This window comes from Kitasatospora sp. NPDC003701, assembly GCF_053587085.1.
The window spans coordinates 43,252-63,947 of sequence record NZ_JBSFNM010000036.1 but is presented as its reverse complement, the minus strand read 5'-3'; the positions used below and the strand labels follow the sequence as shown (position 1 = coordinate 63,947).

Genomic DNA, 20,696 nt, shown 5'->3' with positions numbered 1-20,696 from the left:
CCGGGCCGGCGGCGCCGCCCCCGGGCGCGTCAGAGGCGCACCAGGACGTCGTCGAGCTCCTTGCGCCGCAGGTCGGGGACGCGCGCCCCCTCGGCCGGATAGCCCACCGGGATGACGTAGGCGGCCCGCTCCTCGGCCGGCCGTTCGCACACCTCGTTGAGGAACTTCATCGGGCTCGGGGTGTGGGTGAGGGTGGCCAGGCCCGCCTGGTGCAGGGTGGCGAGCAGCAGACCGACGGCGATGCCGACGGACTCCTTGGTGTAGTACGGGCGCGGCGACCGCGGGCCCTTGTGCACCTCGAAGACGACGATCACGGCGGGCGCGTCCTCCAGGAACGGCTTCTGCCAGTCGGTGCCGATCGGCGCCAGCGCGGCCAGCCACTCCTCGGAGGCCCGGTGCGCGTAGAACTCGCGCTCCTCGGCCTCGGCGGCCTCGCGCAGCCGCCGCTTGCGGTCCGGATCGGTGATCACCACGAACCGCCAGGGCTGGACGTGCGCGCCGCTGGGCGCGGTGTTCGCGGTGCGGATCGCCCACTCGACCACCCCGTCCGGGATCGGGCGGGTCGCGTAGTCGCGGACGGTCCGGCGCCGCGCCATCACGTCGTGGAAGGACCTGCTGCGTGCCTCGGCCTCGTGGGCGGGCACCGTCATCGGGCTCAGCGGGACGGTCGGGTACGGCGTCCCTGCCACTGCACTGTCAACCATGGCCGACAGCACAGCACATGACGGGCGGTCCGGGAAGGGTCCGGACCGCCCGTTGTCCTCGAATGGACCAGACCACTCAGCTCTCGTGGACGCGCCCGCCGCGGACCTCGATCCGCCGGTTCACCGACACCGTGTCCAGCATCCGCCGGTCGTGCGTGACCAGCAGCAGCGTGCCGGTGTACGAGGCCAGCGCGGACTCCAACTGCTCGATGGCGGGCAGGTCCAGGTGGTTGGTGGGCTCGTCCAGCACCAGCAGGTTCACCCCGCGGGCCTGGAGCAGCGCCAGCGCCGCCCGGGTGCGCTCGCCGGGGGAGAGGGTGTCGGCCGGCCGCAGCACGTGCGCCGCCTTCAGCCCGAACTTGGCCAGCAGCGTGCGCACCTCCTCCGGGCTCAACTCCGGTACGGCGGCGGCGAACGCGTCCGACAGCGGCTCCCCGCCCAGGAAGAGGCCGCGGGCCTGGTCCACCTCGCCGACCACCACGCCCGAGCCCAGCGCGGCGTTGCCGCCGTCGAGTTCGAGCCGGCCGAGCAGCGCGGCCAGCAGCGTGGACTTGCCCGCGCCGTTGGCACCGGTGATCGCGACCCGGTCGGCCCAGTCGATCTGCAGGTCCACCGGGCCGAAGGCGAAGTCGCCGCGACGGACGGTGGCCGCCCGCAGGGTGGCGACCACGGAACCGGAGCGCGGCGCGGTGGCGATCTCCATCCGCAGCTCCCACTCCTTGCGCGGCTCGTCGACCACGTCCAGCCGCTCGATCATCCGCTGGGTCTGCCGGGCCTTGGAGGCCTGCTTCTCGGTGGACTCGGTCCGCATCGCGCGGCCGATCTTGTCGTTGTCGGAGGACTTGCGGCGCGCGTTGCGCACCCCGTGCTCCATCCAGCCGCGCTGCATCCGCGCCCGGGCCTCCAGGCCCGCCTTGGTGTCGGCGTACTCCTCGTAGTCCTCGCGGGCGTGCCGGCGGGCCGTCGCACGCTCCTCCAGGTACGCCTCGTAGCCGCCGCCGTACAGGTTGACCTGCTGCTGGGCGAGGTCCAGCTCGACCACCCGGGTGACCGTCCGGGCCAGGAACTCGCGGTCGTGGCTGATCAGCACGGTGCCCGCGCGCAGGCCCTTGACGAAGGACTCCAGGCGCTCCAGGCCGTCCAGGTCGAGGTCGTTGGTGGGCTCGTCGAGCAGGAAGACGTCGTAGCGGGAGAGCAGCAGCGAGGCGAGGCCGGCCCGGGCGGCCTGGCCGCCGGAGAGCGCCGTCATCGGCAGGTCCAGCGAGACCTTCAGCCCGAGCGAGTCGGCGACCTCCTCGGCCCGCTCCTCCAGGTCGGCGCCGCCGAGGTCCAGCCAGCGGTCCAGGCTCGCCGCGTAGGCGTCGTCGGCGCCGGGGCGGCCCTCGACCAGGCCCTCGGTGGCCTCGTCCAGCGCCGCCTGGGCGGCCGCCACGCCGGTGCGGCGGGCCAGGAAGTCCCGGACGGACTCGCCCTCGCGCCGCTCCGGCTCCTGCGGCAGGTGGCCGATGTTGGCGCTCGCCGGGCTGAGCCGCAGCGAGCCGCCCTCGGGGGTGTCCAGCCCGGCCAGCAGCCGCAGCAGCGTCGACTTGCCGGCGCCGTTCACGCCGACCAGCCCGATCACGTCGCCGGGGGCGACGACCAGGTCCAGGCCGGAGAAGAGGGTGCGGTCGCCGTGGCCGGCGACGAGGTCCTTGACTACGAGTGTGGCGCTCATGATGTCTCCGATTCTAGGAGAGCGGGGGAGCGCGCCGGGGCCCGCGGCGGGAAGGCCGCGGACCCCGGGTGTCCGAACCGGGGGCCGGGCGGGGCGCGGCTCGGGGAGCACGCGGTCCGCTCGGCCGGCGGATCGCTCAGGACGTGCCCGAGGTCACTTCTTCTTGGAGATGTACTCCAGCGCGTGCTGGGCGACGTCGTCCAGGTACGGACCGGCCTCCCAGGTGTTGTCGTTGCCGCCGATGGAGGTGTCCGAGACCAGCACCTGCTTGCCGTCCTTGGCCGCGAACCAGCCGCCGCCGCTGTCGCCGCCGGTGCCGTTGCAGCCGATGGTCAGCATCGCCGGGCGGCTCGGGTCGATCGTGTGGCGGACCGGCTTGCCGCTGTCGCAGTGCTCCAGCTCCATGCCGTCGAAGGGCTTGCCGGCCGGGTAGCCGAAGCTGCTCACGCCGGTGATCTGGTCGCGCGGGGCGTTGAACCAGACCGGGACGGAGCCGCCGACGACCTCCTCCAGCGACTTGTTGCTGCCGTCCGGGTTGGCCACCCGGATGATGCCGAAGTCGTACTGGCTCCAGGGGCCGCCGTACTCCGGGTCCGCCTCGTCCGCCCAGGTCGGGGAGACGATGCCGGCCACCGCGCCCCACTCGCCGTACGGCTCGGCCTGCGCCAGCGAGGCCTGCTTGCCGCCGCTCAGCACGCCGGTGCTGTTGAACGCCGGGGCGAAGGTGATGTTGGTGTGCGACTTGCCGCCCTTGCCGCCGTGCAGGCAGTGGCTGGCGGTCCACACCAGGTTGCTCCTACCGGGGTTGGCCGGGTCCGAGACCACGGTGCCGGAGCAGACGTACTCCTGCTTGCCGTCCTGGAAGAACAGCTTGCCGTTCACGTGGAAGTTCTTGGCGAACGGGTGCGGGACGGGCTTCTCCTCGACCAGCTTCGGCAGCGGGTCGTTGCCGCCGTCCGCCGGCGGCTGGGAGCTCGGCCCGCCCGGTGCCGCGCCGGTCGGCTGGGCAGTGGGCTGCGCCGTCGGCTGCGTGGTCGGCTGGCCGGGCTTGGAGGGCTTGGCCTTCAGGATCTTCTGGAGGTCCCAGTAGCCCTTCACCGCCGGAGTGATCACGTTCTGCTGGGCGAACTTCTCCCAGTCCTCGTACTTCCACTTCTTCAGCTCGTCGAGGGTGGGCAGCTTGATCGGGGCGGCGCCCGGCGTGCCGGCGCCGGCGGCGGTGGTCACGGCGGTGGTCGGCGCCGCGGTCTGGGCCCCGGTGGTGTCGCTGTTGTCCGGACCGCACGCGGTCGCGACCACCATCGTCAGCGCGACGACGGAGGCGCCCAGCGCAGCACGCGTCGTCCGGGATATCGGTGACATGAGTTCAATTCCCCCTGTGGATGCACGCCATACCGCCCGAGCCGCGGGTATGGCAGGTGAGGAGTCTGCCATGCGGACGAAGGCGTCCTCGCATCCGGACCGGACCGCGACGGAGCTGTCACGGGATCGGCACGCGATCCGCACCCGGTAAATCGGTTGCGGGCGTCCGGGGGCCTCCGTAGCGTGATCCTTGCCACCCGCCAGAACAGGAGAAGGCCGTTGCTCTACTGAGGTCCCGAGACACCGCCCCCCGCCGCCCCGCAGCCCTGCTGCGCGCGGTGTGTGCGTGTGCGAGTGCGCGACCTCAGTGGTGAGCCGGCCCGGCGTCCCTTCCCTCGACTCGTTCGACGGCCCCCGGCCCCCTCCAGGCTTTCCGCGCGCGGCCTGCGGTGTCTCCCGTGTTGCTCCCCAGACCGTCCGCAACCACCCGGGAGGCCTCCATGGCACAACCCAGCACCGCTGTCCTCTGCACCGACCTCGGCTTCGAGTGGCCCGACGGCACGACCGTGCTCGACGGCTTCCACCTCGCCGTCGGCCCCGGCCGGACGGGCCTGATCGGGCTCAACGGCGCGGGCAAGTCCACCCTGCTGCGCCTCGTCGCGGGCGAGCTCACCCCCACCCGCGGCACCGTCAAGGTCGGCGGCGAGCTCGGCTACCTGCCGCAGGGCCTCACCCTCGACACCGGCCTGCGGGTCGACGAGGCGCTCGGCGTCCGGGCCGTCCGGGAGGCCCTGCACGCCATCGAGTCCGGCGACACCGACCAGCGCCACTTCGACGCGGTCGGCGACGACTGGGACGTCGAGGAGCGCGCCCGCGCCACCCTCGACCGGCTCGGCCTGCACCGGCTCGGCCTCGACCGCACCACCGGCGAACTCTCCGGCGGCGAGGCCGTGCTGCTGCGGTTGGCCGCCCTGCTGATGCGCCGCCCGGACGTCCTGCTGCTCGACGAGCCGACCAACAACCTCGACCGGTCCGCCCGCGAGCGGCTGTACGAGACGGTGGCCGGCTGGAGCGGGGTGATGGTGATCGTCAGCCACGACCGCGAGCTGCTCCAGCACGTGGACCAGATCGCCGACCTCCGGGACGGTGAAGTGACGTGGTACGGCGGCAACTTCGCCGACTACGAGCGCACCGTCGCGGCCCAGCAGGAGACGGCCGAGCGGCTGCTGCGCAATGCCGAGGCCGATGTCCAGCGCCAGAAGCGGGACTTGGTCGACGCCCGCAGCAAGCTGGACCGCAGCGCCAGTTACGGCAAGAAGCGCTCCGTCACCCGCAACGACCCGCACATCTTCGCCGGCAAGCTCAAGCGCCAGGGCCAGGAGACGGCGGGGCGGCTCCAGGGCATGCACACCGAACGGCTGGAGGAGGCCAAGCAGCGGCTCACCGCCGCCGAGGAGGCCGTCCGCGACGACGCCGAGATCAGGATCGACCTCCCGCGCACCGCAGTCCCGGCCGGGCGCACGGTGCTCACCCTGCAGAAGGTCCGGCTGCCGTACGGCACCACCGCCGACCTCGACCTGCGCGGCCCCGAGCGGATCGCCCTGATCGGCCGCAACGGCGCCGGCAAGAGCACCCTGTTGCGCACCATCGCGGGCGAACTCGCCCCGCTGGAGGGGGAGATCACCACCCCGGTGCCGCTGCGCCACCTGCCGCAGCGGCTCGACCTGCTGGACGACGGGCTCACCGTGGCGGGGAACGTCAAGCTGTTCGCCCCGGGCGCGGGGGACAACGCGATCCGGGCCCGGCTGGCCCGCTTCCTGTTCCGCGGCGGCCGGGCCGACCAGCTCGCCGCCACCCTCTCCGGGGGCGAGCGGTTCCGCGCCACGCTGGCCGCCCTGTTGCTGGCCGACCCGCCGCCGCAGCTCCTGCTGCTCGACGAGCCGACCAACAACCTCGACCTGGCCAGCGTGCGCCAGCTCACCCAGGCGCTCGCCGCCTACCAGGGGGCGCTGATCGTGGCCAGCCACGACCTGCCGTTCCTGCGCGGCCTCGGGATCACCCGCTGGCTGGAGCTGGACGGCGAGCTGCGGGCGGTGGAGCCGATGTAGTGGTGGTGCCGGCGGTGTCCGGTCCGTCTGTCCGTCCCGGCCGTCCGGCCGGGCCGGGCCGGGTCCCGGACACCGCCGGGCCGGGCCGGTCAGGCCTCGGTGGGCTCCGTCGCCGGCCGCAGCTTGCCGGCGACCAGGGTGCCGAGGCGGTCCAGGCCCACCACGGTCGCCGCGAGGACGACGAACTCCACCGTCAGCAGCGCGATCTGACCCCAGACGTAGCCGTAGCCCTTGGTGGTCGGGTCGAAGAAGAAGTAGGGGTACGGCAGCGGGTAGTTGGAGAACAGCGCGTTGCGGGCGAGCACGACCGCCGCGTACCCGAGCGGGAAGGCCAGCCAGAGCGGGATGTCGCGCCAGGCGGAGGCGTTGCGCGGCTTCAGCGTCAGCCAGTCGATGATCACCATCACCGGCGTGACGTAGTGCAGGAAGAAGGACGACCAGTGCTGCAGCTTGTCCGGTCCGTCGAAGAGCCCGGGCAGCGGGTTGGCGCCGTGCTCCAGCAGGACGTGCGAGACCAGCCCGGTGATCAGGATGTAGAGCGTGGCGGCCCCGCGCAGCCGGGGGGCGGGCGCGTCCGCGGTGCCGCGCTTGACCATCCAGTAGACCGCGCCGATGAAGTAGCCGAGCACGATCACATTGCTCTGGATGGTGAAGTAGACCAGCGGGGCGGTCTGGAGGGTCAGGCCGAGGCCCGCCGAGAGCACGATGCCCATGCGCCACCAGAGCGCGGGGCCGGTCCGGACTGACATGCGGTCACCAGTTCGTTTCAGGCGATACGGGAGGTATCGGGCGGTAGAGGGGGGAACGCCGCACTCTACTCGCTGGTAGGCCCGGGACGGAAGAAACGTCACTGCAGGTGGCGGGCGGTCGGCGGCCGCCCACCGGGGTAGCGCCCGGGTTCCGCGTGCTACCCCGGCAGGACGAAGCCCGACTCGTACGCGGCGATCACCGCCTGGGTGCGGTCGCGGGCCCCGAGCTTGGCCAGCACGCTGCCGACGTGCGTCTTGACCGTCTCCTGGCTGAGCACCAGCCGCCCGGCGATCTCGCCGTTGCTGAGCCCGGCGGCCATCAGCCGCAGCACCTGGCCCTCCCGCTCGGTGAGCCGCCCGATCGGCCCCTGCCCGGGCGCGCCCGCCCGCCGCCCGGCCGGCACCTGGCGCAGCGCGAGCTCGCGCACGGCGGCCGGGAAGAGCAGCGAGTCGCCGCGCGCGACCAGCCGCACCGCCTGCACCATCTCCTCCGCGCTGGCCCGCTTCAGCAGGAACCCGGCGGCGCCGGCCCGCAGCGCGTCGTAGACGTGGTCGTCGTGCTCGAAGGTGGTGACCACCAGGATCCTGGGCGGCTCGGCCATCCCGCCGACCAGCTGCTCGGTGGCCCGGATGCCGTCGATGCCGGGCATCCGGACGTCCATCAGCACCACGTCCGGGCGCAGCTCGCGCACCAGCGGGACGACCTCGGCGCCGTCGGCCGCCTCGCCGACCACGGTCAGGTCCGGCTCCGCGTCGATCACCACCCGCAGGCCGGTCCGCACCAGTCGTTCGTCGTCCGCGATCACCACGCGGACGGTCCCGGTCGAGTCGTTCACCGTGCTCCCTCCAGCGGCAGCCAGACGGCCAGCCGCCATGTCGTCCCGTCGTCCGTCGGACCGGCGGCGCAGCCGCCGCGCAGCACCGCCGCCCGCTCGCCGATCCCGCGCAGCCCCCGGCCGCCGCCGGGGCGGCTGGGGCGGGCCGGGCCCAGCGGGTTGGTCAGCTCGATCTCCAGCCGGTCCGCCGCCAGCCCCACCCGCAGCCCGGCGGGCGCCGGCCCGGCGTGCCGCAGCACGTTGGTCAGCCCCTCCTGGACGATCCGGTAGGCGTCGCGGGAGACGGCGGCCGGCAGCCGGTGCAGGCCGGGGGCCAGCTCGGCGTCGACCCGGACGCCGGTGCGGGCCAGCTGGCGCAGCAGGTCGTCCAGCCCGGCCAGGGTCGGCCCGGCGGGCCCGGCGTCCGCCCGGTCCTCCTCGCGCAGCAGGCCGAGCACCGCGTCCAGCTCGGCGACGGCCGCCCGGGCGGTCTCGCCGATCGCCTGGAGCGCCTCGGCGGCGAAGTCCGGGTCGGACCGCAGCACCCGGGCGGCCGCCGAGGCCTGGATGCCGACCGCGCTGAGCGCGTGGCCGACCGAGTCGTGCAGCTCGCGGGCGAGCCGGTTGCGCTGGGCGAGGACGGCGGCCCGGCGTTCGGCCGCGGCCAGCCGCTCCTCCGGGGTCGGGCCGAGCAGCACGGGCGCCCAGCGGGCCAGCAGGGCGCCGAGGCCGGCGCTGGTGGCGAGGATCAGCAGCAGGAGGCCGAGGCCGAGCAGCGGTCCGGGCAGCCAGGACGGGAACCCCCGGTCCTGCCAGAAGCGCACCACGTCGTCCACCGCCGGCCCGCCCAGCGGCGAGATCACCAGGACCACCGCGAACGGTGTCCCGGCCAGCGTCATCCCGCTGACCAGCCCGCCGAACAGCACGTGCAGCACGTACCAGACGGCGGTCCGGCGCCGGGCCGCCCAGGAGCGGGCCGGGCCGGTCGAGACCTCCTCGGCCCGCTGCGGCGCGCAGAGCGCCCGCGCCGCCGCCCCCTCCAGCGCCCGGACCATCGGCACCAGGGCGGTGACGGCGGCCATCGGCAGCGAGAGGGCCAGCGCGGCGAAGTAGAGGAGGAGCTGGACCAGGGAGCCGTGCGCCGGGTCGAGCGCCCCGAGCGCGACGGTGGAGAGCATCCAGTACGGCATCAGCAGGGCGCCGCCGAGCACCAGGTGCACCCAGCGCAGCCGGGCCCGCCGACCGAACAGCGCGCCACCGGCCCGCCGCAGCCCCCGTCGTCCCGCGCCCGCCCCCGTGCTCACCGGGTCGACTCTACGTCAGCGGCCCCGGCCCCCAGGGGGCCTGCGGCAGCCCGCTCGGCCAGGGCGACCGCGCCCACCGCCAGCACCAGCAGCCCGGTCACCACCTGGACGGACTCCACCAGGGTGAGCAGCCCCGGCGCCGCCCGGCGCGGGTCGGTCACCGTCGCGACGGTCCCGTACGCCACCAACTGCCAGGAGCCCCAGGCGAACAGGGAACCACCCGCCGTCCACGCCACGGCCAGCGGCCCCCGCAGGCGCCGGTGCGGGCGGGCCCGGAGGACCAGGGCCAGCAGCGCCGCCGCGGCGGCCACCGCCATCGCCGCCGTCACGCAGTTCATGACCGCCACGCCCCGGCCGTGCTCGTCCGCCCACTCGGCCGGCAGCCCGGCCGTCCCGCCCGCCGCCCAGGACACCCGGGCCGCGGCCACCCCGAGGCCGAGCAGGGCGGCCACGCAGGCGAAGGCGCGCTGGACGCCCAGGGTGGGGGAGTCGGGCAGCCCGCCGATCCGGTCGTGCAGCAGGGCCGCCCAGCGCTGCCGCGCGTACAGCAGGAACGCGGTGATCAGCGCGACGCCCTGGACGGCGAACCCGCCGTACACCACGGGGAACACCCAGCCGGCCGGTCCGTCGCCCGCGCCGTCGGCGGCGCTGGCCTCCTCGGGCCCGAACACCAGCGTGCTGAGCAGGAACAGCGGCAGTGCCATCAGGATGGTGCCGAGCAGCCCCGTCGCCACCCACATCGGGAACGCCAGCAGTCCGGCCGGCGCCCGCCGCCCCCACGGCCGGACGAAGGCCAGGGCCAGCAGCACCGCGATCGCGTCCATGCCGAAGCTCAGCAGGTTCACCAGCCAGAGGTCGTCCAGCTGTTCCGGGTGGTCGCCGGCGCCCACGGGGTGGCCGGTCAGCCAGAGCAGTTTGAGCGACAGATAGGGAAGGGTCGCGGCGACGGCCACCCCGGCCGCCACACCTCGCACCCTGCCGACGGAGGTCGTTGTGGTCATGCCCCCACGCTCCCGCGGGCGGGGCCGCCGGTACGTCCCCCCGTCACACGATCCGCCTCCCCCGCCAGGGGGACCCGCCGGCGCGGGCCTCCTCCCCGCGGGCCCGCCCACCGGGGGCCGTGCCCGTGGGCCCGCCTGCCCGTGGGCCCACCGGAGCGGGCCCACGGGTGCGGCGGCTAGGGGAGGATCGGCTCGCAGCCGACCGCCTTGCCGCCGGCGGTGAGGAACCGGCGCCAGAGGTCCTGGCCGTCCGGGAAGAGCCCGCTGCCGCTCACCCCGGTGGTGTACTTCCGGTCGAGGTGGAAGTAGGTGGCCTTCCCCTGGCAGGTGGCGACGGCGTTCTCGCCCGAGGACCCGATCCACCGGGCGCGCCCGTAGGCCTCCGTGCGGGCGTCCTGCGGGTCCAGGCCGGTGATCCGCGGGTCGGTGGTGATCGTGAAGGCGGCGAGCGGGCTTCCGCCGGTCGGGCGGGCGAGTTCGCAGGACCAGACCGGGGCGTACCCGGCGGTCACCGTCTGCCGGTACCCGTCCCCGGCCTGCTCGTCCCGGGCCGGCGCCATCCCGGGCAGGCCGCAGACGTTGCCGAAGTCGACCGGTTGCGGGGCCACGGCGGCGGACAGACCGGACGGGGCGGGCAGCGTGCCGCCGCAGCCCTTGCCCCCGGCGGCCGCGTTGGCGAACGCCACGGCCAGCGCGGCCATCCCCGCGGGGTGGTCGCCGGTCGTGTCGTCCGACCCGAGGAGCCGGACCTCGGCCCGCATGGCCTTCGGGCAGCCGTCCGGGAGCAGCGCCCAGGCGCGGGAGGCCAGTACGGCGCCCGTCGAACCGCCGGCGAACAGCCGGGCGTCCGGCGCCGTCGGCGGGGCGATGTCGTCCTGGGTGAGCGCGAGGGCGAACGAGACGGACCGCCCCGGCCCGCCGAACAGCCCGGACGAGACCTTCGCGGTGCAGGTTCCCCCGGTCCCGTCGTAGGCGCCGGGGGACCAGCCGGCGCTCTTCTCCTCGCTGATCCGCCCCGACCCCAGGGCCGCGTGCACCTGGTCCGCCGTCGCGGCGCCTCCGCAGACGGTGTCCGGCCCCAGCGCGTTCGTCAGGTTGTACAGCAGCACGCCCGAGACCCCGGCCGCGATCGCCACGAGCACGGCCGCCGCCCGCAGGCGCAGCCGCCGGGTGGTGAAGCCGCGCCGGCCGAGGGCCTCGTCGGCCCGGCGCAGCGGGCCGGCGTCCGTGCCCGTGCCCGTGCCGGCGTCCGCGTCGGTGCCCGTGCCGGTGTCCGCGCGGTCCTGTTCTGCCGTCATGCCGTCATCAGCCCCTGCCGAGTGCACCGTTGTAGGTGCGGTCGATGGCCGTCGAGTAGTTCTGCGTGACGCCCTCCATGAGCTGCTGCGTCACGCCGCCGGTGGCGTCGACGTCCTTCTGCGGGACGCCGGACAGCACGGCCTTGTAGTGGATCATGGACTTGAGCTGCTCCTCCCCCGCGGAGTAGTTGTCGCTGAGGTCGCCCTGGGCCTTGGTGTCGAGCTCGGCGTTGGCCTTGTTGGCGTAGTCGGCGGTGCCGACGTCCACCAGGCGCTGGGCGATGTCGCCGAAGGGGGCGGGGAGGAAGTAGTTCACCGGGGTGCCGTAGATGTGGTAATCGATCTTGGACTGCCAGTTGTTCTTGAACTTCTGGTCCTCGCGGTGGTCGATCAGCACGTCGCCGCGCACGCCGTCGAGGGCGCCGAGGGCCTGGCCGGCCTCCTGGGTGAAGCCGGCGAACTTCGGGTTCACCCGGCCGGTCGCGTCGGGCTGGAAGTCGTTCGGGCCGTAGGTGTCCATCCGGCGGGCGATCTCCTGGGTCTCCGCCGTGTGGATCACCCGGAAGGCCTCCGGGTCCTCGGCGGAGCCGCGGATGGTGCGCAGCAACTGCTCGCGGCTGACGGTGAGGCCGCTGGGCTCGGTGCCGCCGCGGACCTCCTTGCCGAGGATCTCGTGCACGTCCGGCGCGTAGTCCGCGATCATGTTGCCGAGCGGGCGGCGCAGGCCGGCGGGCAGGCTGTTCTCGGAGCCGGCCTTGTCGCCGCCGAGGGTCGCGACGGTCTCGTTCATGATCCGCGACATCGCGGCGTCGTGCGGGCGCGGCGGCTGGTTGCCGTGCGGGTCGCGGCCGGTGGCGGCGGCCTCCAGGGCGTCGCCGAAGGCCCCGCGGGAGGATTCGCGCGCGACGCTGTCGAGCAGCTTGTCCTCGTGGCCCTGGAACGGCCACTTGCGGTCCTTGAGCAGGTAGTCGAGGTTCTTGTTGGCGCCCGGGTCGAGGAACTCCTTGGACGCCTCCGGGTTGCGGCTCATCGCCCGCATCAGGCCGCCCATCGGGTCGTCCCGGTCGTAGAGCGGGCCCCACAGCTGCTCGCCCTTGGTCTTGCTCCTGCGCTCGTAGTCGACCAGGTCGTTGCCGACCTTCTCCAGGAACGCCTTGTCGTAGTCGCCCTTCGCGCCCATCAGCTGGGTGAGGACCGGGTAGCCGTCGTTGAACCCGGCGGCCGAACCACCGGGCTTGCGGGCGGCCTTGAGCAGGTTGTCCTGCCACTCCTTGCCCATCCCGCCGTCCTTGGTGGCGGTGGCGAGCACCTGGGAGAGGTTGCCGTAGATGTCCTGGTAGTCCTTGGCGTTGCGGTCCCCGTGGGCGAAGTCGTTGTAGTTCTTGGCGTACACCAGCAGGGCGTCCGGGCCGGTCTTGTCGCCCGCCCTGAGGCTGTTCAGCAGCGTGGTGGAGAAGTCCTTGGAGCCGGAGTTGGCGGCCATCAGGTTCTGCAGCCGCTGCCGCTCCTCGTCGGAGAGGCTCCCGCCCTTGGCCAGCAGGTCGTTGGCGCGCTTGGCGTCGGCCACGTCGCCGCCGCCGTACGGGCTGGCGTTGAAGGCCGTGGTGCTGGTGCCGACGTCGGTCCGGAGCGCGGAGGAGGCGCGCTGGTCGGCCGCGGTGGCCTGCTCGACGGCCTTGGTCAGCCGGTCGGATATCGCCTGGGCCTTGCCCTGCATGGCCCCCTGGTACTGGCGCTGGGCCTCGGGGAAGTCGGGATCGTTGTGCGAGGTGGAGTCGGTCGGCATCGGTGGCCAGCTGACCGTGCCGTCGGCGGCCACGGTGAGCTTCTGCCCCTCCGCGTCGTGGAGCGCGGCGTCCAGGTCCTTGCGGGCCGCCGTGAAGTCCGAGGCCGCGTCGCGGATGATCGCCGCGAGGGCCTTGGCGACGCCGGCGGCCTGGGTGAAGTCGGTGTCGATGGCCTTGAGCGTGCGGCCCGCGTCGTCGGCGGCGGCGCCCTGCCAGCCGGCCCGCTGCGGGGTGTTGGTGAGGTCCGTGCCGACCCGGGTGTCGAGCGAGTCGAGCGCCCTGGCCATGTTGGTCCAGGCGTCGGCCGTCTCGGTGACGCCGGCGAAGTCGGCCTCGTGCAGTTCCTTGAAGGACACCATGCCTCTGGGGCTCCTCTGTCAGTTCTCGGTTCTCGGGGCCGGGTCTCAGTGGCCGAACTGGCCGGCGGTGGCCTGCTCGTGGGCCTGGTAGGTGCGCTGGGTGGTGTCGAGGTTGTCGGCGGCGGCGGTCAGCTTGTCGTGCAGGCTCTTGCACTGCTGCAGCCAGCGCTCGGTGGACTCGGTGAGGGCGCCGCCGAAGGAGAAGCCGCGGATCCGGGTGGCGGCGGTGCTCGCGTGCTCGGCGAGGTTGTTGCCGCCCTTGCCGTTGGCGCTGTCGAGGTCGGTGGCGATCTGCCGGGCGATGCCGGCCGAGGCGTTGAGCTCGTGCGGCCGGTCCAGCCGGGTGGTGGGCGCGGACGGGGCCGGGCCGGGGGAGGGGTTCGGGGTGGGACCGGCGGCGAACGGGGACGTGCCCGGTGCCGAGATCGGGATGACGGTGTCCGGCGACGGGTTGGCGGGTGCGCCCGGCGGGGAGGCCGGCTTGACCGGCCCGGTGGTGAAACCTGGGGAAACCATGAGCGTCTGCTTCCTTTCCTCCGACGAGAGGTCAGAACCCCTCCGACAGCGGGACGACCGTATCGGCCCGCCCCGTCGGTATACCGACGCACCCTCCGCAACGCCGGTTGCACGGTCCGCGTCAAGGATTCGACAGGGCGCCGCCGGGCGGCGGAGGGTCTTGTTACCGGCGGGTCGCTTCCCTATCATCGCGAGTGTTACAGCTTTACTGTCAAACCCCGAGAAGGCGGTGGCCGGTGCGTGATCCGAGCAGCCCCGGCCCGCTGGCCGGAGTCCGGGTGGTCGAGCTCGCGGGCATCGGCCCCGGCCCCTTCGCCGGCATGCTGCTGGCCGACCTCGGGGCCGACGTGGTCCGGGTGGACCGGCCCGACCCCTCGCCGCTCGCCCAGGACCCGGCCCACGACGTCACCAACCGCAACAAGCGCTCGGTGCTGGTCGACCTCAAGGCCCCCGGGGGGACCGACCGGGTGCTCGCCCTCGTCGAGCGCGCCCAGCTGCTGATCGAGGGCTACCGGCCCGGCGTCGCCGAACGCCTCGGCGTCGGCCCGGAGGCCTGCCTCGCCCGCAACCCCGCCCTGGTCTACGGCCGGATGACCGGCTGGGGCCAGGACGGTCCGCTGGCCGCCCGGGCCGGCCACGACATCGGGTACGCGGCCGTGGCCGGGGTGCTCGGCCTGATCGGGGACCCCGAGCAGCCGCCCGCCGTGCCCGCCAACCTGCTCGGCGACTACGCCGGCGGCTCGCTCTACCTGGTCGTCGGCCTGCTCGCCGCCCTCCACCACGCCGGGGCGACCGGTGCCGGCCAGGTCGTCGACGCCGCCATCGTGGACGGCGCCGCCCACCTCACCACCGTGCTCTGGGGCCTGCTCGCCGCCGGCCACTGGCAGGACCGCCGGGGCGTCAACCTGCTCGACGGCGGCGCGCCCTGCTACGCCGTGTACCGGGCCAAGGACGGCGGCGACCTCGCCGTCGGCGCGCTGGAGCCGCAGTTCTACGCCGAGTTCGCCCGGCTGCTGGAGCTCGGCCCGGACGCGCCCGGCCAGTACGACGTGGCCCGCTGGCCCGAACTGCGCGCGCGGATCGCCGCCCGCTTCGCCACCCGCACCCGGGCCGAGTGGGAGGCCGTCTTCGCGGGCTCCGACGCCTGCGTGGAACCGGTGCTGACGCTGCGTCAGGCCGCCGCCCACGGGCACCTGGTGGCCCGGGGGACGTACGTCGAGGCGGACGGGTTCACCCAGCCGGCCCCCGCGCCCCGGTTCTCCGCAACCCCCGGCACGCTGCGCCGGCCGCCGGCCCGGCCGGGCGCCGACACCGCCGAGGTGGCCCGTGACTGGGGCGTGCCCGCCCTGCTGCCGCCGCCCGACCGCGAGGACGCGCCGGACGCCCCGGCCGGCCCGAGCGGCCCGGACGCCCCGAACGCCCCGGCCGGCCCGAGCGGCCCGGACGCCCCGAACGCCCTGGACTCCGAGGCCCGATAAGGAGCTTGCCGTGGAACGCGACATCTACACCGAGGAGCACGAGGACTTCCGGGCGACCGTCCGGTCCTTCCTCGCCAAGGAGGTGCTGCCGCACTACGACCGCTGGGAGCGGGCCGGCATCGTGGACCGGTCCGCCTGGCTCGCCGCCGGCCGGCAGGGCCTGCTCGGGCTCGCCGTCCCCGAGGAGTACGGCGGCGGGGGCACCGGCGACTTCCGCTACGCCGCCGTGCTGGCCGAGGAGTTCGCCCGGGCGGGCGCCTCCGGCCTGGCGCTCGGCCTGCACAACGACATCATCGGCCCGTACCTCACCTCCCTCGCCACCGACGAGCAGAAGCGCCGCTGGCTGCCCGGCTTCTGCAGCGGCGAGCTGATCACCGCCATCGCGATGACCGAGCCCGGCACCGGCTCCGACCTCCAGGGCATCCGCACCCACGCCGTCGACCAGGGTGACCACTACCTGCTCAACGGCGCCAAGACCTTCATCTCCAACGGCATCCTGGCCGACCTGGTGGTCGTGGTCGCCCGCACCACCCCCGAGGGCGGCTCGCGCGGCCTGAGCCTGCTGGTGGTCGAGCGCGGCATGCCCGGCTTCGAGCGCGGCCGCAACCTCGACAAGATCGGCCAGAAGGCCCAGGACACCGCCGAGTTGTTCTTCGAGGACGTCCGCGTCCCGAAGGCCAACCTGCTCGGCGAGGAGCACCAGGGCTTCCTCTACCTGATGCAGAACCTCGCGCAGGAGCGGCTCACCATCGCGGCCGCCGCGATCGCCGGCGCCGAGTACCTGGTCGAGATCACCACCGAGTACGTCAAGCAGCGCGAGGCCTTCGGCCGGCCGCTCGCCAAGCTCCAGCACATCCGCTTCGAGATCGCCGAGATGGCCACCGAGTCCGCGGTGACCAGGGCCTTCGTGGACCGCTGCATCACCGAGCACAACCGTTACGCACTCACCCCGGCCGACGCCTCGATGGCCAAGTGGTGGGCCACTGAACTGCAGAAGCGCACCGCCGACCGCTGCCTCCAACTCCACGGCGGGTACGGGTACATGACCGAGTACCCGGTCGCCCGTGCGTTCACCGACGGCCGCATCCAGACCATCTACGGCGGGACCACCGAGATCATGAAGGAGATCGTCGGGCGCTCCCTGCTGGGCTGACGCCGCACCCGCCGGCCGCCCGGCCTCCCCGCGCCGTCCGGCCTCCTCCTCGAACACCAACCCCCTCGCCCGGTCAGACCCCCGAAAGGCTCTCCACCGTGACCACCGAAGCGTACGTCTACGACGCGATCCGCACCCCGCGCGGCCGGGGCAAGGCCAACGGCTCGCTGTACGGCACCAAGCCGATCGACCTGGTCGTCGGCCTGATCCACGAACTGCTCCGCCGCTTCCCCGGGCTGGACCCGGCGGCGGTCGACGACATCGTGCTCGGCGTGGTCAGCCCGATCGGCGACCAGGGCTCCGACATCGCCCGGATCGCCGCCATCACGGCCGGCCTGCCCGACTCGGTGGCCGGCGTCCAGGAGAACCGCTTCTGCGCCTCCGGCCTGGAGGCGGTCAACCTGGCCGCCGCCAAGGTCCGTTCGGGCTGGGAGGACCTCATCCTGGCCGGCGGCGTCGAGTCGATGTCCCGGGTGAAGATGGGCTCCGACGGCGGCGCCTGGGCGATGGACCCGATGACCAACTACGAGAACCGCTTCGTCCCGCAGGGCATCGGCGCCGACCTGATCGCCACCATCGAGGGCTTCTCCCGCGGCGACGTGGACGCCTTCGCCGCCGAGTCGCAGGCCCGCGCCGCCAAGGCCCAGGCCGACGGCCTCTTCGACCGCTCGATCGTGCCGGTCCGCGACCGCAACGGCCTGGTCGTGCTGGAGCGCGACGAGTTCATCCGCCCCGGCACCACCGTGGAGACCCTGGCCGGGCTCAAGCCCTCCTTCGCCGGCATCGGCGAGGCCGGCGGCTTCGACGCCGTCGCGCTGCAGAAGTACCACTGGGTGGAGGCCATCGACCACGTCCACCACGCCGGCAACTCCTCCGGCATCGTGGACGGCGCCGCCCTGGTGGCCATCGGCAACCGCGCCATCGGCGAGCGGTACGGCCTGCGCCCGCGCGCCCGGATCGTCTCGGCCGCCGTCTCCGGCTCCGAGCCCACGATCATGCTCACCGGACCGGCCCCCGCCACCCGCAAGGCGCTCGCCAAGGCCGGGCTGACCGCCGCCGACATCGACCTGGTCGAGATCAACGAGGCCTTCGCCGCCGTCGCCCTGCGCTTCGTCCGCGAGCTCGGCTTCCGCCCGGACCAGGTGAACGTCAACGGCGGCGCGATCGCCCTCGGGCACCCGCTCGGCGCCACCGGCGCGATGCTGCTCGGCACCATGGTCGACGAGCTGGAGCGCCGCGACCTGCAGTTCGGCCTGGTCACCCTCTGCGTCGGCGGCGGCATGGGCGTCGCCACCGTCGTCGAGCGCGTCTGAGCCTCCGGTCGCCCGCGGCCGCCCCCGCCGGCGGCGCGGTGCGCGCGGCACCTCCCTTGTCCCGGCCCTCACAGGAGACCCCGAACCCCATGAGCGACACCACCACCATCCGCTGGGAGCAGGACCAGGACGGCGTGGTCACCCTCGTCCTCGACGACCCCTCCCAGTCCGTGAACACCATGAACGAGGCCTTCACGGCCGACTTCGACGCCACCGTCGAGCGCCTCGCCGCCCTCGGCGACGACCTGCGCGGCGTCGTGGTCACCTCGGCGAAGAAGACCTTCTTCGCCGGTGGCGACCTCAGGATGCTCTCCGCCGCCCGCCCCGAGGACGCCGCCGCCGTCTTCGAGAAGTCGATGCGGATCAAGCGCGCGCTGCGCCGGCTGGAGACGCTCGGCAAGCCGGTGGTCGCCGCCGTCAACGGCAGCGCGCTCGGCGGCGGGCTGGAGATCGCGCTCGCCTGCCACCACCGGATCGCGCTGAACACCCCGGCGAGCCGGATCGGCCTGCCCGAGGTCACCCTCGGCCTGCTGCCCGGTGGCGGCGGAGTCGTCCGCACGGTGCGGCTCTTCGGCATCGCCGACGCGTTGCTGAAGGTGCTGCTGCAGGGCCGCCAGTACCGCCCGGAGCAGGCGCTCCAGCACGGTCTGGTCCACGAACTGGTCGACACCCCGGAGGAGTTGACCGCCCGGGCGCGCGCCTGGATCGAGGCCAACCCGACCGCCGTCCAGCCCTGGGACGTCAAGGGGTACAAGATCCCCGGCGGCACCCCGGCCACCCCGGCGCTCGCCGCCAACCTGCCGGCCTTCCCGTCCAACCTGCGCAAGCAGCTGGCCGGCGCGCCCTACCCGGCGCCGCGCAACGTGCTGGCGGCGGCGGTCGAGGGCGCCCAGGTGGACGTCGACACCGCGATGGTGATCGAGGCCCGCTACTTCACCGAGCTGGCCTGCGGGCAGACCAGCAAGAACATGATCCAGGCGCTCTTCTTCGACATGCAGGCGGTCAACTCCGGCGCCGGCCGGCCGCAGGGCGTCGAGAAGCGGACGGTGCGCAGGGTCGCGGTGCTCGGCGCCGGCATGATGGGCGCGGGCATCGCCTACACCTGTGCCAAGGCCGGGATCGAGGTGCTGCTGAAGGACGTCACCGTCGAGGCGGCCGAGCGCGGGAAGGCCTACTCCGCCGGCCTGCTGGACAAGGCGGTGGCGCGCGGCCGCGCCACCGCGGCGCAGCGCGAGGAGCTGCTCGCCCGGATCACCCCCACCGCCGAGGCCGCCGACCTGGCCGGCTGCGACGCGGTGATCGAGGCGGTCTTCGAGAACCCCGAGCTCAAGCGGAAGGTGTTCCAGGAGGTCGAGGGCGTGGTGGCGCCGGACGCGCTGCTCTGCTCCAACACCTCCACCCTGCCGATCGGCCTGCTCGCCGAGGGCGTCGGGCGCACCGCCGACTTCATCGGCCTGCACTTCTTCTCGCCGGTCGACAAGATGCGGCTGGTGGAGATCATCCGCGGCCCGCAGACCGGCGACGAGGCGCTCGCCCGCGCCTTCGACCTGGTCCGGCAGATCGACCGGACGCCGATCGTGGTCAACGACTCGCGCGGCTTCTTCACCTCCCGGGTGATCGGCCAGTTCATCAACGAGGGCGTGGCGATGGTCGGCGAGGGCGTCGACCCGTCCTCCGTCGAGCAGGCCGCCGCGCAGGCCGGCTACCCCGCCAAGGTGCTCTCGCTGCTGGACGAGCTGACCCTCACCCTGCCGCGCAAGATCCGCGACGAGTACCGGCGCGCGGTCGAGGAGGCCGGCGGCACCTGGACCGCCCACCCGGCGGACGCGGTGGTGGACCGGATGGTCGACGAGTTCGGCCGCCCCGGCCGCAGCGGCGGCGCCGGCTTCTACGAGTACGGCGAGGACGGCCGGCGCGGCCGGCTCTGGCCGGGCCTGCGCGAGCACTTCACCTCGGCCGGGACCGCCGTCCCCTTCGAGGACCTCCAGGAGCGGATGCTCTTCAGCGAGGCGCTGGACTCGGTCCGCTGCCTGGAGGAGGGCGTGCTGACCTCGGTCGCCGACGCCAACGTGGGCTCGATCCTCGGCATCGGCTTCCCGGCCTGGACGGGCGGGGTCTTCCAGTACATCAACGGGTACGAGGGCGGCCCGGCCGGCTTCGCGGCCCGCGCCCGCGAACTCGCCGCCGCCTACGGGGAGCGGTTCGCGCCGCCGGCCCTGCTGGAGCGGGTCGCCGCCGAGGGCCGGACCTTCACCGACTGACGGCCGGTCAGCTGGGCGGGTCGGCGTCCTCCGCCGAGCGCGCCGCCTCGCCCAGCTCCTCCCGCAGCGAGCGCTGGTACGCCGTCACCAGCGCCTGCGCCACCATCGGCTGGATGTGGTCGGTCAGTTCCTTCATCCGCTCCAGCTCCGCCGGCGCCGGCTCGCTCTCCCGGTAGGGCTTCCAGACCGTCTCGCGGAACAGCCGCTGCAACTCGTGGGCCGTCGCCCGGCTGTGCTCCAGCACCACCGCGCGCGCCGCCAGCAGGGTCTCCAGCGGGATGGGCACGTCCAGGATCCGCACCCCGAGCGGCAGCAGCCCCGGGTCCACCCGGAACACCTCCGGGTCCGCCGTCCGCTCCAGCGCCCCCATCGCCGCCAGGCGGTCCAGCTGCTCCGGCGACAACTCCCGCCCGGCCCGCCGCTCCAGCTGCCCGCGGCTGAGCTCCTCCGCCGTCTCCGGCGTCCACGAGGCCACCAGGGCCCGGTGGATCGCCAGGTCCAGCGGGGTGCTGTCCTGCGGCAGCCAGGCCAGGTAGCGCTCGATCGCGGCCAGTGTGAGCCCCTGCCGCTGGAGCTCCTCGATCAGTCCGAGGCGGTCCAGGTGGTCGGCGCCGTACAGCCCGACCCGGCGCGGCCCCAGTTCCGGCGGCGGCAGCAGCCCCTTCGTCCCGTAGAAGCGGACGGTCCGCACCGTCACGCCGGCCCGCGCCGCCAGCTCGTCCACCGTCAGCCGGACCTCGACACCCTCCCGCGCCCCCATCCGCCACTCCTCCGCCTCTGTCGCACCGCTGCTGTAACAGCAGCAGTGTGACAGTGCGCGGCCACCCGGGCCAC

At 74.0% G+C, this 20,696-nt stretch carries 16 protein-coding genes; 5 read left to right on the top strand and 11 right to left on the bottom strand.

The window, feature by feature from the left end; translation table 11 throughout:
* Positions 1-29: 29 nt before the first annotated feature.
* From ACWDRR_RS28465 to ACWDRR_RS28455, 3 genes are all read right to left on the bottom strand, one after another.
* Positions 30-704 (bottom strand): nitroreductase family protein, encoded by a 675-nt coding sequence (locus tag ACWDRR_RS28465; protein WP_449775102.1) that lies wholly within the window; start codon positions 702-704, stop codon positions 30-32.
* Positions 705-780: 76 nt separating this feature from the next.
* Positions 781-2,418, bottom strand: coding sequence for an ABC-F family ATP-binding cassette domain-containing protein (locus ACWDRR_RS28460; protein WP_449775101.1), 1,638 nt, complete (start codon positions 2,416-2,418; stop codon positions 781-783).
* Between the two features lie 153 nt (positions 2,419-2,571).
* Entirely contained in the window at positions 2,572-3,780 is a 1,209-nt protein-coding gene (locus ACWDRR_RS28455) for a hypothetical protein (RefSeq protein ID WP_449775100.1), read from the bottom strand.
* A gap of 440 nt (positions 3,781-4,220) precedes the next feature.
* On the opposite strand from ACWDRR_RS28455, the gene ACWDRR_RS28450 reads away from it, so the two are divergent.
* Positions 4,221-5,828: an ABC-F family ATP-binding cassette domain-containing protein gene (locus ACWDRR_RS28450; protein WP_449775099.1), complete on the top strand. Its 1,608-nt coding sequence runs from the start codon at positions 4,221-4,223 to the stop codon at positions 5,826-5,828.
* A gap of 89 nt (positions 5,829-5,917) precedes the next feature.
* Here the strand turns inward: ACWDRR_RS28450 and ACWDRR_RS28445 are convergent, their stop codons facing one another.
* From ACWDRR_RS28445 to ACWDRR_RS28415, 7 genes are all read right to left on the bottom strand, one after another.
* On the bottom strand, positions 5,918-6,577 hold the full coding sequence (locus ACWDRR_RS28445; RefSeq protein ID WP_449775098.1) for a Pr6Pr family membrane protein: 660 nt from the start codon (positions 6,575-6,577) through the stop codon (positions 5,918-5,920).
* A gap of 158 nt (positions 6,578-6,735) precedes the next feature.
* Complete coding sequence (locus tag ACWDRR_RS28440; RefSeq protein WP_449775097.1) at positions 6,736-7,452, bottom strand: response regulator; 717 nt, start codon at positions 7,450-7,452, stop codon at positions 6,736-6,738.
* A complete protein-coding gene (locus ACWDRR_RS28435) occupies positions 7,410-8,696 on the bottom strand; it encodes a sensor histidine kinase (protein WP_449775096.1) in 1,287 nt (428 codons plus the stop codon). The genes ACWDRR_RS28440 and ACWDRR_RS28435 overlap by 43 nt, the downstream gene beginning before the upstream one ends.
* On the bottom strand, positions 8,693-9,697 hold the full coding sequence (locus ACWDRR_RS28430) for a hypothetical protein (RefSeq protein WP_449775095.1): 1,005 nt from the start codon (positions 9,695-9,697) through the stop codon (positions 8,693-8,695). Before ACWDRR_RS28430 ends, ACWDRR_RS28435 begins: the two co-directional genes overlap by 4 nt.
* A 176-nt stretch (positions 9,698-9,873) precedes the next feature.
* The gene (locus tag ACWDRR_RS28425) at positions 9,874-10,995 is read right to left on the bottom strand and encodes a hypothetical protein (RefSeq protein ID WP_449775094.1); all 1,122 of its coding nucleotides are present in this window, start codon (positions 10,993-10,995) and stop codon (positions 9,874-9,876) included.
* A gap of 7 nt (positions 10,996-11,002) precedes the next feature.
* A complete protein-coding gene (locus ACWDRR_RS28420; RefSeq protein ID WP_449775093.1) occupies positions 11,003-13,141 on the bottom strand; it encodes a hypothetical protein in 2,139 nt (712 codons plus the stop codon).
* Positions 13,142-13,186: 45 nt separating this feature from the next.
* Complete coding sequence (locus ACWDRR_RS28415) at positions 13,187-13,657, bottom strand: WXG100 family type VII secretion target (protein WP_449775092.1); 471 nt, start codon at positions 13,655-13,657, stop codon at positions 13,187-13,189.
* A gap of 236 nt (positions 13,658-13,893) precedes the next feature.
* Between ACWDRR_RS28415 and ACWDRR_RS28410 the strand changes: the two genes are divergently transcribed.
* The 4 genes from ACWDRR_RS28410 to ACWDRR_RS28395 all read left to right on the top strand — a co-directional run bounded on the left by ACWDRR_RS28410 (position 13,894) and on the right by ACWDRR_RS28395 (position 19,862).
* On the top strand, positions 13,894-15,135 hold the full coding sequence (locus tag ACWDRR_RS28410) for a CoA transferase (RefSeq protein WP_449775091.1): 1,242 nt from the start codon (positions 13,894-13,896) through the stop codon (positions 15,133-15,135).
* 10 nt (positions 15,136-15,145) lie between these two features.
* Entirely contained in the window at positions 15,146-16,288 is a 1,143-nt protein-coding gene (locus ACWDRR_RS28405) for an acyl-CoA dehydrogenase family protein (RefSeq protein WP_449775090.1), read from the top strand.
* Positions 16,289-16,386: 98 nt separating this feature from the next.
* The gene (locus ACWDRR_RS28400) at positions 16,387-17,601 is read left to right on the top strand and encodes an acetyl-CoA C-acetyltransferase (RefSeq protein ID WP_449775089.1); all 1,215 of its coding nucleotides are present in this window, start codon (positions 16,387-16,389) and stop codon (positions 17,599-17,601) included.
* 89 nt (positions 17,602-17,690) lie between these two features.
* A complete protein-coding gene (locus tag ACWDRR_RS28395; RefSeq protein WP_449775088.1) occupies positions 17,691-19,862 on the top strand; it encodes a 3-hydroxyacyl-CoA dehydrogenase NAD-binding domain-containing protein in 2,172 nt (723 codons plus the stop codon).
* A gap of 7 nt (positions 19,863-19,869) precedes the next feature.
* On the opposite strand, the gene ACWDRR_RS28390 is transcribed toward ACWDRR_RS28395, so the two are convergent.
* Positions 19,870-20,622 (bottom strand): MerR family transcriptional regulator, encoded by a 753-nt coding sequence (locus ACWDRR_RS28390; RefSeq protein WP_449775087.1) that lies wholly within the window; start codon positions 20,620-20,622, stop codon positions 19,870-19,872.
* Positions 20,623-20,696: the final 74 nt, after the last annotated feature.

What these genes read in the sequence shown, in the direction of transcription:
- ACWDRR_RS28465 (WP_449775102.1), bottom strand. Translation starts at nt 704, where the DNA reads ATGGTTGACAGTGCAGTGGCAGGGACGCCGTACCCGACCGTCCCGCTG.
- ACWDRR_RS28460 (WP_449775101.1), bottom strand. Translation starts at nt 2,418, where the DNA reads ATGAGCGCCACACTCGTAGTCAAGGACCTCGTCGCCGGCCACGGCGAC.
- ACWDRR_RS28455 (WP_449775100.1), bottom strand. Translation starts at nt 3,780, where the DNA reads ATGTCACCGATATCCCGGACGACGCGTGCTGCGCTGGGCGCCTCCGTC.
- ACWDRR_RS28450 (WP_449775099.1), top strand. Translation starts at nt 4,221, where the DNA reads ATGGCACAACCCAGCACCGCTGTCCTCTGCACCGACCTCGGCTTCGAG.
- ACWDRR_RS28445 (WP_449775098.1), bottom strand. Translation starts at nt 6,577, where the DNA reads ATGTCAGTCCGGACCGGCCCCGCGCTCTGGTGGCGCATGGGCATCGTG.
- ACWDRR_RS28440 (WP_449775097.1), bottom strand. Translation starts at nt 7,452, where the DNA reads ATGGCGGCTGGCCGTCTGGCTGCCGCTGGAGGGAGCACGGTGAACGAC.
- ACWDRR_RS28430 (WP_449775095.1), bottom strand. Translation starts at nt 9,697, where the DNA reads ATGACCACAACGACCTCCGTCGGCAGGGTGCGAGGTGTGGCGGCCGGG.
- ACWDRR_RS28425 (WP_449775094.1), bottom strand. Translation starts at nt 10,995, where the DNA reads ATGACGGCAGAACAGGACCGCGCGGACACCGGCACGGGCACCGACGCG.
- ACWDRR_RS28420 (WP_449775093.1), bottom strand. Translation starts at nt 13,141, where the DNA reads ATGGTGTCCTTCAAGGAACTGCACGAGGCCGACTTCGCCGGCGTCACC.
- ACWDRR_RS28415 (WP_449775092.1), bottom strand. Translation starts at nt 13,657, where the DNA reads ATGGTTTCCCCAGGTTTCACCACCGGGCCGGTCAAGCCGGCCTCCCCG.
- ACWDRR_RS28395 (WP_449775088.1), top strand. Translation starts at nt 17,691, where the DNA reads ATGAGCGACACCACCACCATCCGCTGGGAGCAGGACCAGGACGGCGTG.
- ACWDRR_RS28390 (WP_449775087.1), bottom strand. Translation starts at nt 20,622, where the DNA reads ATGGGGGCGCGGGAGGGTGTCGAGGTCCGGCTGACGGTGGACGAGCTG.